Origin of the sequence: Methylobacter sp., assembly GCF_004322395.1 — a bacterium.
Taxonomy (GTDB): Bacteria; Pseudomonadota; Gammaproteobacteria; order Methylococcales; family Methylomonadaceae; genus Methylobacter_A.
Genome location: NZ_SCTW01000008.1, coordinates 17,590 through 31,875, shown reverse-complemented (window position 1 = coordinate 31,875; position 14,286 = coordinate 17,590). Strand labels below are relative to the sequence as shown.

The following is a 14,286-nucleotide window of genomic DNA, read 5'->3' as shown; positions in this document are numbered from 1 at the left end:
TTTAATGACTGCGCGGGCCGAGCTACAAAGCCGCACGGCGTAGAAACGAGGAAAAGCACATCATGACAACCTTCGATATAAAGCAACTGCAAACCGAGCTAGAGCATAAGAACCCGCGCGTCATCCTGAAAAAAGCGCTGGAGTTGTTCGATAACATAGCCATTTCTTTCAGCGGTGCGGAAGATGTGGTGCTGATCGATATGGCTGTGTCTATCAGAAAAGACATTCAGGTCTTTTCTTTGGATACAGGGCGTTTACATCCTGAAACTTATCGTTTTATAGAAAAAGTCAGGAAACATTACCAGATAGATATTGAACTATTGACGCCGGACCGAGACGTGCTGGATAGCTTCGTTAAAAAGAAGGGCCTGTTCAGTTTCTATGAAGACGGGCATCAGGAATGCTGCGGCATCCGCAAGGTTGAACCGCTAAAACGCAAACTGGTCCATTTAGACGCCTGGATTACCGGTCAGCGTAAAGATCAAAGCCTTGATACCCGGCAAGATATTCCTGAAGTGCAGTTAGACACCGCATTTTCTAATGCCGAGCATCAATTGGTTAAATTTAATCCCTTGCTCAACTGGAGTTCCGCGCAAGTCTGGGATTATATTGAAGCCTATCAAGTGCCTTATAACGAATTGCACGAGAAAGGCTTTATCAGCATAGGCTGCGAACCTTGCACCCGGCCTGTGCTGCCCAATCAGCATGAAAGAGCCGGTCGCTGGTGGTGGGAGTCGGAAGCGAAAAAAGAATGCGGATTGCATGCGGGAAATTTGAAAAAATAAAGGCTGACCGCTTTAACGTAGAGTGTTAGCTGTTTTAAAAATCTCCAGCTTTTAATTAAAGAAAAAATCAACCGGAATGAAACCAAACAAGGGTTGGATTAAATTCGTTAACTTATCTTGATCCGGTAACTCTTTCCTCACGTATAAAGCTCACCCTTAACCGGAATAGCGACCATCTTGTTTAGCTCTTTTATATTACGTAGCATCTAATCGATGAATCATCAAACAACTGCCATGAAAAGCTGAAATAAGGATGACATCACCATATTCAGGATGAGTCGCATAGGTAGAACTTATCGTTCCATCATGATAATGGAACACTTCGGTTGAGCCATACATTACTAATCTATCGTATTCCTTTGACGTGATAGGGCTTATTGATAATTTTTTCATAGATACACTCGAACAAAACAAATCGTGACATGTAAGCATAATATTACAACAAACGAATTCGTGCAGCATTAAACATAGATTAAGAAAGAATTAATATTTACGAAAATGAGATATACATACGATAAACAAGCCGTGTAAATAATGCATATGTACTAAGGCAGCGTTTTTTACTCAACGGTAGGGTACGCCCTTGAAGGATCTCGGCCCTCGATTTATAGCTTGTAATTAAATCTCACAACATTAAGACTTAATAAGACATTGAGGTGATGTATGAGTCAGGCAATAGGTTACGCAAGAGTAAGCCGTAAAGGTCAATCATTGGCGGTTTAATTGGAGAAGTTAAACCAGTATGGATGTACTAAATTTACTGAGAAAAGAAATCAGGCACACAGCCGATAGGTCAGGGCTTAAAACCGTCTGGGTTATCTTAGAAAAGGCCACAAGATGATGATAACCAAGCTCGATAGGATGGCGCGCTCAACTAGTCACTTTATAATCATAGCTGAGTTTGAAACTGAGATCTGAAAAGAAAGGCGACTATCAGGAATTGAAAAAGCCAAGCTTGAAGATGAACAGGGCTCCGCAAGAAGCGCACTTCAGGTATAAAGATTAAAGAACTTACGCTTTTTTTGGTACGGCCTAAGTAAAGCCATCGTCTAAAGGCTTCTAGGCAGCGATAAAGAGCATGTCTGAGCGAATGTTTACGCTTGAGCTTTATCGATTTTTTTACTCAGGAAACGGTTAACAAATTTGTTAACTTTTTTGAATTGAGAATCATGGAGTTGCTGATTCTTAATGAATTTTATTGTATGGCGGAGAAGCAGGGATTCGAACCCTGGGAGGGGATCAACCCTCAACGGTTTTCAAGACCGCCGCTTTCGGCCGCTCAGCCACCTCTCCACACCCGGCGTATTATATAGGGTGCTGCATTTATTGCAATATTAATTCTTTATTTAAGGCGAACATGAGGTGTTTTATAGAATACTCATCCCCCTGCATAGCAAAATGCATTGTTTGCGTCGCAGTACTCTAAACTTTTGATAGTGTTTTAGATTTTTCGGTAATTAATGTCAACGACTGTATAACGCGTCTCTTTAAGCTCGTTTTTAATGGCGACTTCATCGTCAAACGTTTTTTTAAGCAATGCCCTTGCCAAGGGCGAATCGAGGCTGATGTATTGTTTTTTAGGATCAAGCTCATCAGCTCCGACAATGCGGTAAGTCAGCTCCTCACCTGCTTCATTCTCCAAGGTTACCCAGGCGCTAAAAAAAATCCTGTCCTGATCATCAGGCGGTTGGGATACGATGCTAAGGCTGGGCAGCCGTTTTTGCAGATAATGGATGCGCCGGTCGATGCCGCGTAATTCTTTTTTGCGGTAAATATATTCGGCATTTTCCGAGCGATCTCCTTCCGCTGCTGCGGCGGATAAAGCCTGGGTAACTTCTTTGCGTTTGCTCCACAGGCCTTTCAATTCAGTTTCCAGCGCCTGATAGCCTTCCGGGGTGATGTAAGGGGATGATTTGGGGCTTGGCGGTCTCCAGCGCGACATGATGATTTCCTGTAGATATAAATAATTTTCAGACAAAAGAGCTACAACTCTTTATCATAGTCGCCTTTTAAATTACCAAAAAGGTTTTATCATGCAAGTAGCTGACAATATGGCTGTCTCAATTCACTATACTTTGACGAATGATGCCGGCGAAGTGTTGGATAGTTCGAGAGGTGGTGAAGCCTTGGTTTATCTGCACGGCACAGGAAATATTATACCCGGCCTGGAAGATGCGTTGCATGGTAAAACCGTCGGCGATAAATTTAATGTGCGCATTGCCCCTAAAGATGCTTATGGCGAGAAAAACGACGCGATGATTCAGGTCATTCCACGCGCTATGTTTGAAGGTATAGATGAGCTTGAAGTCGGCATGATGTTTCATGCCGACGTTAGTTCCGGCTCCGGCGAGGTCACCATCGTTAAGATTGATGGCGATGATATTACTATAGACGGCAATCACTCGCTGGCAGGAGTAGCCTTAACTTTTGATGTGGAAGTCGTGGCTGTTAGACCTGCGACTGAAGAAGAAACTGCGCATGGACATATCCATGGCGCAGGTTGTCACCATTAAATAAAAGTTAAGTAGCTAACCCTGCTACAAAAGCTTTGAGTAATTCAGCGGTATTTGCCATGCCTTTATGGAGGTGCCGCTCAATTTCTTCCATGGTTATTTCACCTTCCGATTTTCCTGCTGCCCAGTTGGCGACTACGCTGATTGAAGCATAATCCATATCGAGTTCTCTGGCCAGAGCCGCTTCCGGCATACCGGTCATGCCGACCAAATCGCAGCCGTCTCTTTCCATGCGCAGGATTTCTGCGGCACTTTCCAAGCGGGGACCTTGGGTACAACCGTAAGTGCCTAGTGGGCTGATTTTTATATTGGCGTCGCGTGCGGCGCTGATTAAGCGGGAGCGCAGTTTTTGACTGTACGGATATGTAAAGTCTATGTGAGTGACTGCTTCATCTTCGAAAAATGTATGCAAGCGGCCATAGCTGTAATCAATGATCTGGTCGGGGATGGCGATATGTGCAGGAGCCATCTCGTCGGTAATGCCGCCTACAGCGGCGACGGCGATAATTTGTTCAACGCCCAGCTGTTTAAGTCCCCAGATATTGGCCCGGTAATTTATTTTGTGTGGGGCGATGGTGTGCGGATTGCCGTGCCTGGCCAGGAATATAACTTTATTTGTGTTCAATTCGCCGGTGATAAATTCAGCGGAGGGCGAACCATAAGGCGTGCTCAGCTGTTCGCGTTTAATGATTTTTAAGTCGCTAAGTTGTGTCAGGCCAGTGCCGCCAATGATGGCTAATTGAGTCATGATGTTTATTCCTTGCAGGCATAAATGCCCGGTGCGTTACGTAAATAACCTTTGTAATCCATGCCGTAGCCGAACAAATAACGGTTTTCCACTTTCAATCCGACAAAGTCGGCAGTTAAAGGTTTTTCGTGGTCGAGGATTTTATCCGCCAACACGGCGCTGTAGACGTTTGCCGCACCTTGTTCCCGGCAATATTCACAGAGGGCTTGAAGGGTAATGCCTTCGTCGAGGATGTCGTCAATGATCAGCACCGTCCGATCTTTAAGCGGTGTTTCCGGTTTAACCAGCCATTCGATTTTGCCGCCTGATGTCTGGTTTTGATAACGGCTGGCATTGATCGCATCGATGGTTAACGGGATGGTTAATCGGGTCAGTAACTTGCCGAAAATGACTACGCCACCGTTCATGACGCAGAGCAATAGCGGATTGCGATCGGCAAGCGCAAGGTTGATTTCCTGAGCCATTTTATCAATGGCGGCTTCAACTTCCTGCTCGCTGTACAGCAAATCTGAAGTTGTCTGAACGTGTCTTATTTCTTCAAGCATAGTTATAGGTGTGATTGATCAGAGTGGATAGTTGTTGCCATTTTTCGGTTTGCATCAGCTGTTTGCGATCCATCTGCGGTTTGCCTTGCATCCGCTTGAGCCGTTGTTCTCTGATTGGATCCGGGATTATCGGCAATGCATCAAGTACTTGCTCGGCGGCAGCCGGGTTATTACAAACCAAGATCATATCGCAGCCGGCAAGCTTCGCCAGTCTGGCGCGTTCCGGGAAGTCGCCGACCGATGCCGCGCCTTCCATGCTTAAGTCATCGCTGAACACCGTGCCGTTAAATTTTAACTCTTTGCGCAAAATCTGCTGTATCCAGAACGGCGAAAAGCCGGCCGGATTCGGGTCAACTTTAGGATAGACCACATGCGCAGGCATAATGCCTTCCAAACCTTCTGCGATTAGTTGTTTAAAAGGTAACAGGTCTTTTGCCCTGATGCTGTCCAAGTCTCTTTCGTCTACCGGCAGGGTCAGGTGTGAATCAAGCGCGACTGCACCATGACCGGGGAAATGCTTGCCGGTTGCGGCCATACCCGCTTCATCCATGCCTTTTCTAAATAAACTGGAAAGACGTGTTGCAAGTGTCGGATCAGTTGAGAATGAACGGTTGCCAATGATTTCGCTAACGCCGCAGTCGATATCCAAGACCGGCGCAAAGCTGAAATCAACGCCGACTGCCAATAATTCGGCGGCCATTAGCCAGCCGGCTGACTCTGCTAATTCGGGCTCTTGTGTATAGCTTGACGCAGGCGGCAAGCGAGTGAAACCTTGTTGAAATCGCTGGACTCTGCCGCCCTCCTGATCTACAGCAATCAATATATCGCCGTTTCGCGCCGCACGAATGCTGTTAATCAGCTCGGTAACTTGTTCGGGGTTTTGATAATTACGCGAAAAAAGAATGACCGCCCCGGTATTGGGATGGTTTATCTTTTCCTTTTCGACTTGTGTCAGGGTTAAGCCTGCAACATCAAGCATTATAGGGCCGATGGGGAGATTGGTTATCATTATGGATTCGTTTTAAAATTGATGAGGTTGGGCCTATACTAAGTCCCTATTTTTAGTTACACGGAGTCTGTTATGCGTTTATGGGGTGTGTTATTAAGTCTTCTGTTCATGTCTGTTGCTGCTGCTAACGAGGGGGCAAAAGAGTCGGAGTCGGAATCAGGTGCAAAATATATAGAAATGTCTCCTAAGTTTACCGTTAATTTGGCGGAACCAAAAAAACTTTTGGTGGTAAATGTGCAATTATTGGTTGATGGGGAAGAATCCATTGAAGTGGTAAAGAAACACATGCCTGCATTAAGGCACGAATTAATCATGCTTTACAGCGGCAGGCCGTCTGATGAATTTCAAACTATGGAACAGCGTGAAGCGTTGCGGAAAGAAACGACTATCGTGATTCGTCAGACGCTGGCAAGGATGCAAGGCGCCAAAGAGCATAATGCATCAGATGAAAAAGGTCATTCCGAAAAACATAAAGCGGAAAGTCATTCCGAGGATGATAAGTCCGAGCATAAAGAAGGCTTTAAAGAAGCTTATTTTACTGAATTCTTAGTTGATTGATCAGGCTAAGCTAAGGGTTGTATTTTTAATTTCTCTTTAATGTAGATCACGTTATCCGCAATCTGTTGTTCAGTGTAAGGCACAGCATCAAACTTCCCCCAAACCGGCGCAGGCCAAGCTTTATCGGTCCGGTAGCGGACTATATGATGGATATGCAGTTGCGGAACCATATTGCCTATTGCAGCAACATTCATTTTGTCCGCTTCATAAATTATGGCCAGGTTTTCGGCAAGATAACTTGATTCCTCGGTAAGTAGTTCACGCTCTGTTTTGTTCAGCTGATAAATTTCCTGTATATCCGCTCGTTCCGGCACCAGTATAAACCAGGGATATTGGCTGTCGTTCATCATTAATAACCGGCATAACTCAAAACGGCCAATGATTATGCAATCCTGCTTCAGGCGTGAGTGTAGCTGAAATGTCATGATTCTGTTTATCCTAAAAAAACTAAAAGCAATGCTTGAAAATGGTTGAATAATCAGTTTAACTTAATATTTTGACTGAGAATATAACAACGATAACAGGAGGATAGTTTTATGTCTGCCCAAGCCATCTCAGCTCAAGACATACCTAATAATAATCAATTGACCGTCTCGTTCCGGTTATTGCTGGGACTGTATGCAATCATTCCCTTGTGTTTGCTGCTACAGCTATCTGATGGTTGGTTTTGGAACGGGTTTTTACAGCAGAATTTACCGAGTAGTCCTAAGCAGTTCTTATTGTTCCAAATCATTTTTGGAACGCCGCACATCGTCGCAAGTTCCATTTTACTGGTGAGCAATACCGAATACCTGAAATTCTATAAGCTGAAAATCATTTTGATGACGGTCGCTATTGCAATAGTTTTCGGTATAGGCAGTTTGTTTATTTCTTATACCGTACTTTACGTAACGGTAGCGGCCTGGACCGTATATCATGTACTCAAACAGCAGCTGGGAGTGGGCCGCAGCCTGTATCGCCTGCCTGATTGGGCTTTTTATTTGTTGCTGTGGCTGAGCGTGACGGCGGGCCTTTTCGTTTACATCGGCATCTTCCTGAAAAATAGTCTGGATGTGCAACAGCTGTCATGGATTAAACTTATTGCGGGCGGTTTATGTGCGGGACTGTTTTGCGGTGCGTTGTTATGCCAACGCTATGTGACCATACAATCAGGCAGGTATTTTTTGTGGTCCAATGTTTTATTGGTATTAAGCAGTTTCTATCTTTTTGTTCAGCAGTATTATTTTCTCGCAATTTTGATGCCCAGGTTGGTGCATGATGCGACAGCCTATATTTTTTATGTGGTGCATGATTACAACAAGCATCATAAGCATCCGCAGAATTTTATGTACCGCTATGCGGCGCGTTGCCATCTGCCTGTTTTTGTCGTATTGCCGCTATGTTCCTTTGCGCTGGCATTTGTGTTGCAGTCATACGGAGACAGTGCGGTCAATGCGGTCATCGAGTTCTTTTTCGGCGTGGAAATCAATAAAGCGGTTACCTTAGGCCTGCTGGGTTATCTGGCGTTAATGCATTATTACACCGAGGCTTTTACCTGGAAGCAGGGTTCGCCTTATCGGCGGTTTATTGCGTTTTCGAAATAGGACAAAAGGCGAAAGGCGAAAGGCAAAGGGCGAAAGGCAAAAAAAGCTTGCTTTGAGTATCAAGAACTTTTTCAATTTTTAGCCTTTAGCCTTTAGCCTTTAGCCTTTAGCCTTTAGCCTTTAGCCTTTAGCCAATTCCCTAACCGCATCTTCGGTATGGAAAAATGCCTTGCCGGGTTGCAGTTGCTTGAGAAAATCGGTTTTTTCAAGTTTATCGAGTACAGGGCCTTTTGCTTCCGAGATATGTAAGGTCATTTTTGCTGTTTGCAATGTATGATTCAGGTTTTCCAGTACCTCCAGGGCGGTGGTGTCTATGTCGCTGATTGACGTAAAAATAAGCACTACATGCTTAATGTCCGGCTGCTGCCTTAACTCGGCATTAATAAACTCCTCGATATAATTGATGTTGGCAAAGGTGATGCTTTCATCGACACGCAGTAACAACAGATGAGACCAAGTTTCCACATTGTGGCGTTTGATATTGCGGTAATGCTCAGTGCCGGGGATGCGCCCGACCACGGCAATATGCGGTTGGCTGGTTTTACGCAAATGACTGATCAGAGTGAGGATAATGCCCAGCGTGATGCCTTCTTCAATGCCGTAAACTAAAACACCCAGCAAGGTGGCGATTTCGGCTATGCCATCGCCGCGATCATAACGCCAGGTGTGGGCAATGTCATTCAGTTTTACCAAAGGAACGATGGCGACCAGAATGATCGCAGCCAGCGCCGTTTTGGGAATGTTTTCAAATAACGGGCTAAAGAAAATGACTGCCAGGGCAAGAATACCAGCTGCGATCAGCATGGCCATTTGAGTTCGCGCACCGGCGGAAAAATTCACCATGGTACGGCTAAACCCACCTGCTACCGGCATTCCTCCGGAAATAGCGGCGGCCACGTTGGCGACGCCCAATGCAATCAATTCCTGGTTAGGAAAGATTTTCTCGCCCCTGAAATTGGCGGTGACTTTGGCAATGGCAACGCTTTCTACATAGGCAATTAACGCGATAAAGCCGGAGTAGGGCAGTAATACGGACCATTTTTCGATAGGGGAAAGGTCCATATTTAATACGGGAAAGCCGGACGGAACTTTACCTACAACCGCCACGTTCTGTTGACTTGTCAGGTCAAAATAATCAACAGCCAGGGTTGTCAATATTATGGTTAACAATGGCCCGCATTTGCTGATTGCAGCGATCAGGTAAGATTGCATACCCGAATTTTTAAGCATAAGAACCAGCGGTTTGCCGAAAAACACCAATAAGCCAATCGCGATAAGGCCGATGAATAAGGTAGCCGACACTATGCCTGAAAAATAATGGCTGTAGCAGCTAACATTAAAACCGCATGACGGCGTTTTTAAGCCGAACAACTGGGGTAATTGGCTGCCGATAATCAGTAGCGCGGCGCCACTGGTAAAGCCGGTAAGCACCGGGTGGCTGATGAAATTCACCAGTCCACCCATGCGCAGCAGTGCCATCAGCAACATAATAGCTCCGCTTTCTGCCGACAAGATCAGCGCACTTTGCACAGGGTTGCCTAGTACGCTGATTTCCGGCGCGGTCAAGGCGCTGGCAATCATAATAGCAGCTATTGAAACCGGCCCGACCGACAAGGTGCGACTGGTGCCGAACAGGGCATACAATACTGGCGGCAGAATGCTGGCATAGAGCCCAAGTTGAGGCGGTAAGCCGGCCATAATCGCGTAGGCAATACCTTGTGGAACCAGCAAAATAGCGGTGATGATGCCGGCGAACAAGTCGCTGTTAAATTCCTGGCGAGTGTAGGATTTTAGCCAGCCTATGATCGGAAATAACTGTGTTAATCGCGAGTTATTGGATTTTGAGTGGGGCATGGGAAAAAAGGCGAAAGACGAAAGGCAAAAGACGAAAGGTGAAGGACGCAGGGTGTAGCGAGTTTTTAGCCTTTTGTCTTTCGCCTTTCGCCTAATAATTTATTCTTCGTTCAAAAACTTTTTGGCATAGCATTCCAAATGAGGAATATCGATGCGATAGCCTTTAAGCATCAGATGCCAATACAGCCATGGGAAGCCGGTAGTTTTACCCCACCACCAGATAGAACGAGGTTTTCTTGGATCCAGCAAAGGGAACGAAGGCGTTACCCTGCCGTCATAGGCAAACTCAGCCAGCATCACTTTACTCAGTGAGGTGGTTAATGGGCACGAGCCGTAGCCGTCATAGCCTCCTTGGACATCCTTGCTGTTCTTCAGGCTAAGAATATTGTCGACCACGACTGGCACCTGCTTGCGCACTGCGGCTGCTGTTTTGGCATTGGGTGTTGAGCCAGCGTCGCCTAAGCCGAAAATATTGCTGTATTTAGTATGCTGCAATGTGTTCGGATTGACATCAACCCAGCCGGCGGCATTAGCCAGAGGGCTTTTCTTAATGAAATCCGGTGCACTTTGCGGCGGCGTGACATGAATCATGTCGAACGCTTTGGTAACGCGTTGCTTGTTGCCTTCGCTGTCGGTAGTTTCAAAAGTGGCGATTTTGGCCGGGCCGTCAATAGCAACCAGATTATGGTTGAAATTGGTTTTAATGCCGTATTCGGCGACGACTTTACTTAATGCTTTGGCAAAAAACGGCACGCCGAACAGGACAGGGCCGGCATTGAAAAATTCAATATTAAATTTGTCCAGTGTGCCTCTTTTACGGAAGCGGTCTGCCGCCAGATACATGATTTTTTGCGGCGCACCTGCACATTTGATGGGCATCGGCGGTTGGGTGAACAGCGCCGTGCCTTCCTTGATATTCTGGATACATTCCCAGGTGTATTCCACGGTCTCAGCGGAATAATTACTGCAAACATTATTTTTGTTCAGCGTTTCTTTCAAGCCTTCAATCTTGTCCCAATCCAGTTGCAGGCCGGGGCAGACTACTAGGTAGTCGTAGCTGATCGTATCGCCGGAACGTAAAGTGACGCTGTTGTCATCCGGTTGAAAGGTTTCCGCATAATCCTTGATCCAGATAACGGTCGGGTGGATCAAGTCGGCTTCATTGCGCGCGGTTTCTTTTAAAGTATAAGCGCCGCCGCCTACAATAGTGAAGCCCGGCTGGTAATAGTGGACCTCGGACGGTTCAACGATTGCAATATCAATCTCGGCGTTTTGGCGACGCATGTTGTTGGCAACGGAAACGCCGGCGGCGCCTCCTCCTATGATTAGCAAAGTATGGTGTTGGTTTGACATAAATTCCTCTCAGGCATGTAGTTAGTGGAAGATTCTGATACACGACAAAAGTGTAAAGCAACACACATTTTGTCATCCACCTGTTTTTATTGTTCTGCTTCTTGGCTTTTTTTCCAGGCTTCAAATCCGCCGGCCATAGATAATACATTAGTGTAACCCAATTGCTGCATGGTCTGCGCCGCCAATGCCGAGCGATTGCCCAAGCGGCAGTATATGAGCACCGCTTTAGACTTGTCGGCCAGTTCAGGCATGTTGCCGATTTTGAATTCCAGCATGCCGCGCGGTACCAATAGCGCCCCGTTAATGTGCCCAGCCGCATATTCGCTTTCTTCGCGGGTATCGATCAGCACGATATTGCCTTCCGCAATCAGCTGTTTGGATTTTGCGACATCAATTTCGACTATCTGTTGCTTGGTAGCGGCCACCATCTCTTCGGTTTTTGTCGTAGCGCGAACCGGGGGTGTTGCGTCCCTAAGCGATACGGCATCCTGGCGCTCATTTTCATCCAGGCCGCAATAACGGTTGGCGGGCACCGCCTGATCAATTAACCGGGGCTTGGGTAAGTTCAGGTTACGCATGATTTCGATAAACTGTTCGCGAGTCTTGCCTGCCAAACGCGGATTGGTCGTGCGTTCCTGCATAATGCAGCTCACCCAGCGTTGTTGATAGTCGTGGCCCGGATAGACCAATGTTTCATCCGGCAGTGTAAACAAGCGTTGGGTAATACAATCATAAAGCGCACCGGCATCGCCGCCTTGAAAATCGGTGCGTCCGCAACCGCCGATTAACAAAGAGTCGCCGGTAAACAAACGGTCTCGCCATAAAAAAGAAATACTGCCGCGCGTATGTCCCGGCGTGGCAATTACTTTGATTTGTTCGTTGACTGCAAATTTAAAAATATCGCCGTCCTGAATTTGAATGTCGGCCGATTCGGCCCCGCACAGTCCGCTCACCGCGGTTTGCGCGCCCAAGCGTTGGCGTAATAGGCCGCTTGCTGTGATGTGGTCGGCATGAACATGCGTTTCCAGGGAATATTTCAGTTGCAGGCCGTGTGCTGCCAGCAGCTCAATATACTCATCGATATGGGTGTTGACCGGATCAATCAGGACAGCGTCTTTGCTGATCGGATCAGCAATTAAATAAGTGTAAGTCCAGGTTTCCTGATCGAATAATTGTTTGAATAGCATGATGTCTCTCCGGCTTTGGTTATGGAATATATCCGGGTTAAAGCAAGGCCTGTGCCAAAAGGTTAAGGCGAAGGGCTAAAGGCTAAAGGCTAAAGGCTAAAGGCTAAAGGCTAAAGGCTAAAGGCTAAAGGCAAAGGCAAAGGGCGCATAGCTAAAGTGAGCACCTTTCGCCTTTTGCCTTGCGTCTTTTTTATGTTTCATATATTGTTTCATTGAAACATATATTCGATTCAGTGAGACATTCATGAAACAAATGAAACAGATTCCCGAGCTCTTATCAAGTTGGCTGACGCGGCAGCCATTGCAGCCTTTATTTTTAAAACTGTTAGCTCTTTGCGATGTTGTTGGCCTGTACATTGTTGACCGGGATCAACAGGTTATTCATTGGAGCCAAGGTGCAGAGCAGTTATCGGGATTAAAAGCTACGAATATCACAGGCAAACTTTGTTTGCAAGAATACGCTATTACTGAGGGCGATGACTATAAAAAGCAACTTATAAAATCACTTAAGATTGATGGTCATAAAATTGAGCTGAATAAGTTTACCCAGGTTTTGTATGATCAAGAGGGCATTTTTGCCGGTGGCTTGGGACTGTTGCTTCTCGTTTCAGCACAACAGGCAGATACGATTTTGCCGAAGGACTCAAGCGAAGCTCTCGCTACCGCCCATCGCCTATCTCCTGTAGGCGGAGTGCCTGAGTCTGAAAAGCAGGGTTTTCAAGGATTATTAAGCCGCTCACCGGCCATGCAGGCGGTTTTTCAGATTATTCGAAATGCCGCAGAAACGGAAGCTACAGTATTGGTAAGAGGCGAGAGCGGTTCCGGCAAGGAACTGGTTGCCAAGGCCATTCACGATTTGAGCGCCCGCCGCGACGCACCCTTTTTGGCGATCAATTGCGCGGCCTTGTCCAGTAGCTTGTTGGATAGCGAATTATTCGGCCATGTGCGCGGCGCATTTACCGGCGCAGTCAAGGATCATAGCGGCCTGTTTCAACGCGCGCACGGCGGAACCTTGTTTCTGGACGAAGTCGCTGAACTGCCGCTTGAATTGCAGGCCAAACTGCTTCGGGTTATACAAGAAAGAAACTATATTCCTGTAGGCGGCGACCGTTCAATCGATGTCGATGTACGTATTGTCGCCGCGACTCATCGGTCATTGCGCGAAGAAGTGAAAATGGGGCGTTTCCGGGAAGACCTGATGTACCGGCTCAGGGTCGTACCTATCTTTATTCCGCCGTTGCGGGAGCGCCGCGAAGATATAAGTTTACTGATCTGGCATTTTATCCAGCAGCATAATGCCGCCAATTTCAGGAAAATCGAAAAAATCGATCCGCAGGCCATGCGGGCATTGCTGGACTATGCCTGGCCGGGCAATATTCGGGAGCTGCATAATGTCGTGGAATATGCTTTTGCTGTAGGCAGAGGAACGGCGTTGCGCTGGTCTGAATTACCGCCTGAGTTTAGGGAGCCGCGCACCGTTGAGCAGCAAGCTGTGCAAAATACGTCGCTGTCGGCAGCAGAAGAATCAGCCGCAATCCGTCAGGCGTTGGAGCAGAGCAATGGCAAGGTTACCTTGGCTGCCCGTTCGCTGGGCATGAGCCGGGCGACGTTCTGGCGTAAGCGTAAGATTTATGGGGTTTAACACGGGTCGGAATTATCAGTGCCGAGCATTGCCTTCGTCCTTCATTTTAAGCACATTTTGCGTAGCGAGCCTTGATAGCATTTCAATTCGACGAGTGGGAACGAAAAATATGAGCTATTCGGTTTAGAAATAAAAACCTTAAGTTTTATTGTTAGAGTATTATTTCTAGTGTATAAGCTATGTCTATTTTGATGGCAACGCGCGCCGTATCGCTGCCCGTAAGCTCTAAGCCGAAAATAGTATGGTTGAATGTCGTGGGCGCCAATTTATTCGCGTTTTACACTACCGCGCGAATAAATTCGCGCCCACAATAATTAAATCCGTAATTTAATGGCAATGATGAGCACGTGGGAACACATAAACATAACCATATGAACCAATGAAGAGCACGATAGCGTGCGCTTCCTTAGTATCCTATAGCTTTCGACCGGCGCGTGGTCCATAGGGCCGCTCTTCTATTTTTATGCCTACCTGGTTTGCGCCCGGTTAGCTTTACGTCAGGCAATTAG

13 protein-coding genes and 1 tRNA gene are annotated in these 14,286 nt (G+C 46.7%); 5 read left to right on the top strand and 9 right to left on the bottom strand.

All coding sequences use genetic code 11. From position 1 onward, the window contains the following. Window positions 1–59 precede the first annotated feature (59 nt). On the top strand, window positions 60–785 hold the full coding sequence (locus EPO18_RS00750; RefSeq protein WP_292429428.1) for a phosphoadenylyl-sulfate reductase: 726 nt from the start codon (window positions 60–62) through the stop codon (window positions 783–785). A 1,203-nt stretch (window positions 786–1,988) separates the two neighbouring features. On the opposite strand, the gene EPO18_RS00745 is transcribed toward EPO18_RS00750, so the two are convergent. After that, a tRNA-Ser gene (locus EPO18_RS00745) sits at window positions 1,989–2,078 on the bottom strand. 148 nt (window positions 2,079–2,226) lie between these two features. Then, window positions 2,227–2,727: a transcription elongation factor GreB gene (greB, locus tag EPO18_RS00740; RefSeq protein WP_292429142.1), complete on the bottom strand. Its 501-nt coding sequence runs from the start codon at window positions 2,725–2,727 to the stop codon at window positions 2,227–2,229. Between the two features lie 91 nt (window positions 2,728–2,818). Between greB and EPO18_RS00735 the strand changes: the two genes are divergently transcribed. Next, complete coding sequence (locus EPO18_RS00735) at window positions 2,819–3,298, top strand: FKBP-type peptidyl-prolyl cis-trans isomerase (protein WP_292429139.1); 480 nt, start codon at window positions 2,819–2,821, stop codon at window positions 3,296–3,298. A gap of 7 nt (window positions 3,299–3,305) precedes the next feature. Here the strand turns inward: EPO18_RS00735 and EPO18_RS00730 are convergent, their stop codons facing one another. The 3 genes from EPO18_RS00730 to nagZ are packed head-to-tail and all read right to left on the bottom strand — an operon-like array spanning window position 3,306 to window position 5,600. Further along, window positions 3,306–4,046 carry an S-methyl-5'-thioinosine phosphorylase gene (locus tag EPO18_RS00730; RefSeq protein WP_292429136.1) on the bottom strand — a complete coding sequence of 247 codons (741 nt, stop codon included), beginning with the start codon at window positions 4,044–4,046 and terminating at the stop codon, window positions 3,306–3,308. Window positions 4,047–4,051: 5 nt separating this feature from the next. Then, a complete protein-coding gene (locus EPO18_RS00725; RefSeq protein WP_292429133.1) occupies window positions 4,052–4,591 on the bottom strand; it encodes a hypoxanthine-guanine phosphoribosyltransferase in 540 nt (179 codons plus the stop codon). Beyond that, entirely contained in the window at window positions 4,584–5,600 is a 1,017-nt protein-coding gene (nagZ, locus tag EPO18_RS00720; protein WP_292429130.1) for a beta-N-acetylhexosaminidase, read from the bottom strand. The genes EPO18_RS00725 and nagZ overlap by 8 nt, the downstream gene beginning before the upstream one ends. Before the next feature lie 72 nt (window positions 5,601–5,672). Here nagZ and EPO18_RS00715 point away from each other — a divergent pair, with 72 nt between their 5' ends. Then, a complete protein-coding gene (locus tag EPO18_RS00715) occupies window positions 5,673–6,158 on the top strand; it encodes a flagellar basal body-associated FliL family protein (protein ID WP_292429127.1) in 486 nt (161 codons plus the stop codon). A gap of 5 nt (window positions 6,159–6,163) precedes the next feature. Here EPO18_RS00715 and EPO18_RS00710 read toward each other — a convergent pair whose 3' ends face one another. Continuing rightward, entirely contained in the window at window positions 6,164–6,583 is a 420-nt protein-coding gene (locus EPO18_RS00710) for an HIT domain-containing protein (RefSeq protein WP_292429124.1), read from the bottom strand. Between the two features lie 111 nt (window positions 6,584–6,694). On the opposite strand from EPO18_RS00710, the gene EPO18_RS00705 reads away from it, so the two are divergent. After that, on the top strand, window positions 6,695–7,741 hold the full coding sequence (locus EPO18_RS00705; RefSeq protein WP_292429121.1) for a hypothetical protein: 1,047 nt from the start codon (window positions 6,695–6,697) through the stop codon (window positions 7,739–7,741). A 120-nt stretch (window positions 7,742–7,861) separates the two neighbouring features. Here the strand turns inward: EPO18_RS00705 and EPO18_RS00700 are convergent, their stop codons facing one another. The 3 genes from EPO18_RS00700 to EPO18_RS00690 all read right to left on the bottom strand — a co-directional run bounded on the left by EPO18_RS00700 (window position 7,862) and on the right by EPO18_RS00690 (window position 12,135). Further along, window positions 7,862–9,595: a SulP family inorganic anion transporter gene (locus EPO18_RS00700; protein ID WP_292429119.1), complete on the bottom strand. Its 1,734-nt coding sequence runs from the start codon at window positions 9,593–9,595 to the stop codon at window positions 7,862–7,864. 99 nt (window positions 9,596–9,694) lie between these two features. Further along, window positions 9,695–10,948, bottom strand: a complete 1,254-nt coding sequence (locus EPO18_RS00695; RefSeq protein ID WP_292429117.1) for an NAD(P)/FAD-dependent oxidoreductase — start codon at window positions 10,946–10,948, stop codon at window positions 9,695–9,697. Between the two features lie 86 nt (window positions 10,949–11,034). Then, window positions 11,035–12,135, bottom strand: a complete 1,101-nt coding sequence (locus tag EPO18_RS00690) for an MBL fold metallo-hydrolase (protein WP_292429115.1) — start codon at window positions 12,133–12,135, stop codon at window positions 11,035–11,037. Between the two features lie 244 nt (window positions 12,136–12,379). Here EPO18_RS00690 and EPO18_RS00685 point away from each other — a divergent pair, with 244 nt between their 5' ends. Continuing rightward, the gene (locus tag EPO18_RS00685; RefSeq protein WP_292429113.1) at window positions 12,380–13,777 is read left to right on the top strand and encodes a sigma-54 interaction domain-containing protein; all 1,398 of its coding nucleotides are present in this window, start codon (window positions 12,380–12,382) and stop codon (window positions 13,775–13,777) included. Window positions 13,778–14,286: the final 509 nt, after the last annotated feature.

What these genes read in the sequence shown, in the direction of transcription:
- greB (WP_292429142.1), bottom strand. Translation starts at nt 2,727, where the DNA reads ATGTCGCGCTGGAGACCGCCAAGCCCCAAATCATCCCCTTACATCACC.
- EPO18_RS00735 (WP_292429139.1), top strand. Translation starts at nt 2,819, where the DNA reads ATGCAAGTAGCTGACAATATGGCTGTCTCAATTCACTATACTTTGACG.
- EPO18_RS00730 (WP_292429136.1), bottom strand. Translation starts at nt 4,046, where the DNA reads ATGACTCAATTAGCCATCATTGGCGGCACTGGCCTGACACAACTTAGC.
- EPO18_RS00725 (WP_292429133.1), bottom strand. Translation starts at nt 4,591, where the DNA reads ATGCTTGAAGAAATAAGACACGTTCAGACAACTTCAGATTTGCTGTAC.
- nagZ (WP_292429130.1), bottom strand. Translation starts at nt 5,600, where the DNA reads ATGATAACCAATCTCCCCATCGGCCCTATAATGCTTGATGTTGCAGGC.
- EPO18_RS00715 (WP_292429127.1), top strand. Translation starts at nt 5,673, where the DNA reads ATGCGTTTATGGGGTGTGTTATTAAGTCTTCTGTTCATGTCTGTTGCT.
- EPO18_RS00710 (WP_292429124.1), bottom strand. Translation starts at nt 6,583, where the DNA reads ATGACATTTCAGCTACACTCACGCCTGAAGCAGGATTGCATAATCATT.
- EPO18_RS00705 (WP_292429121.1), top strand. Translation starts at nt 6,695, where the DNA reads ATGTCTGCCCAAGCCATCTCAGCTCAAGACATACCTAATAATAATCAA.
- EPO18_RS00700 (WP_292429119.1), bottom strand. Translation starts at nt 9,595, where the DNA reads ATGCCCCACTCAAAATCCAATAACTCGCGATTAACACAGTTATTTCCG.
- EPO18_RS00695 (WP_292429117.1), bottom strand. Translation starts at nt 10,948, where the DNA reads ATGTCAAACCAACACCATACTTTGCTAATCATAGGAGGAGGCGCCGCC.
- EPO18_RS00690 (WP_292429115.1), bottom strand. Translation starts at nt 12,135, where the DNA reads ATGCTATTCAAACAATTATTCGATCAGGAAACCTGGACTTACACTTAT.
- EPO18_RS00685 (WP_292429113.1), top strand. Translation starts at nt 12,380, where the DNA reads ATGAAACAAATGAAACAGATTCCCGAGCTCTTATCAAGTTGGCTGACG.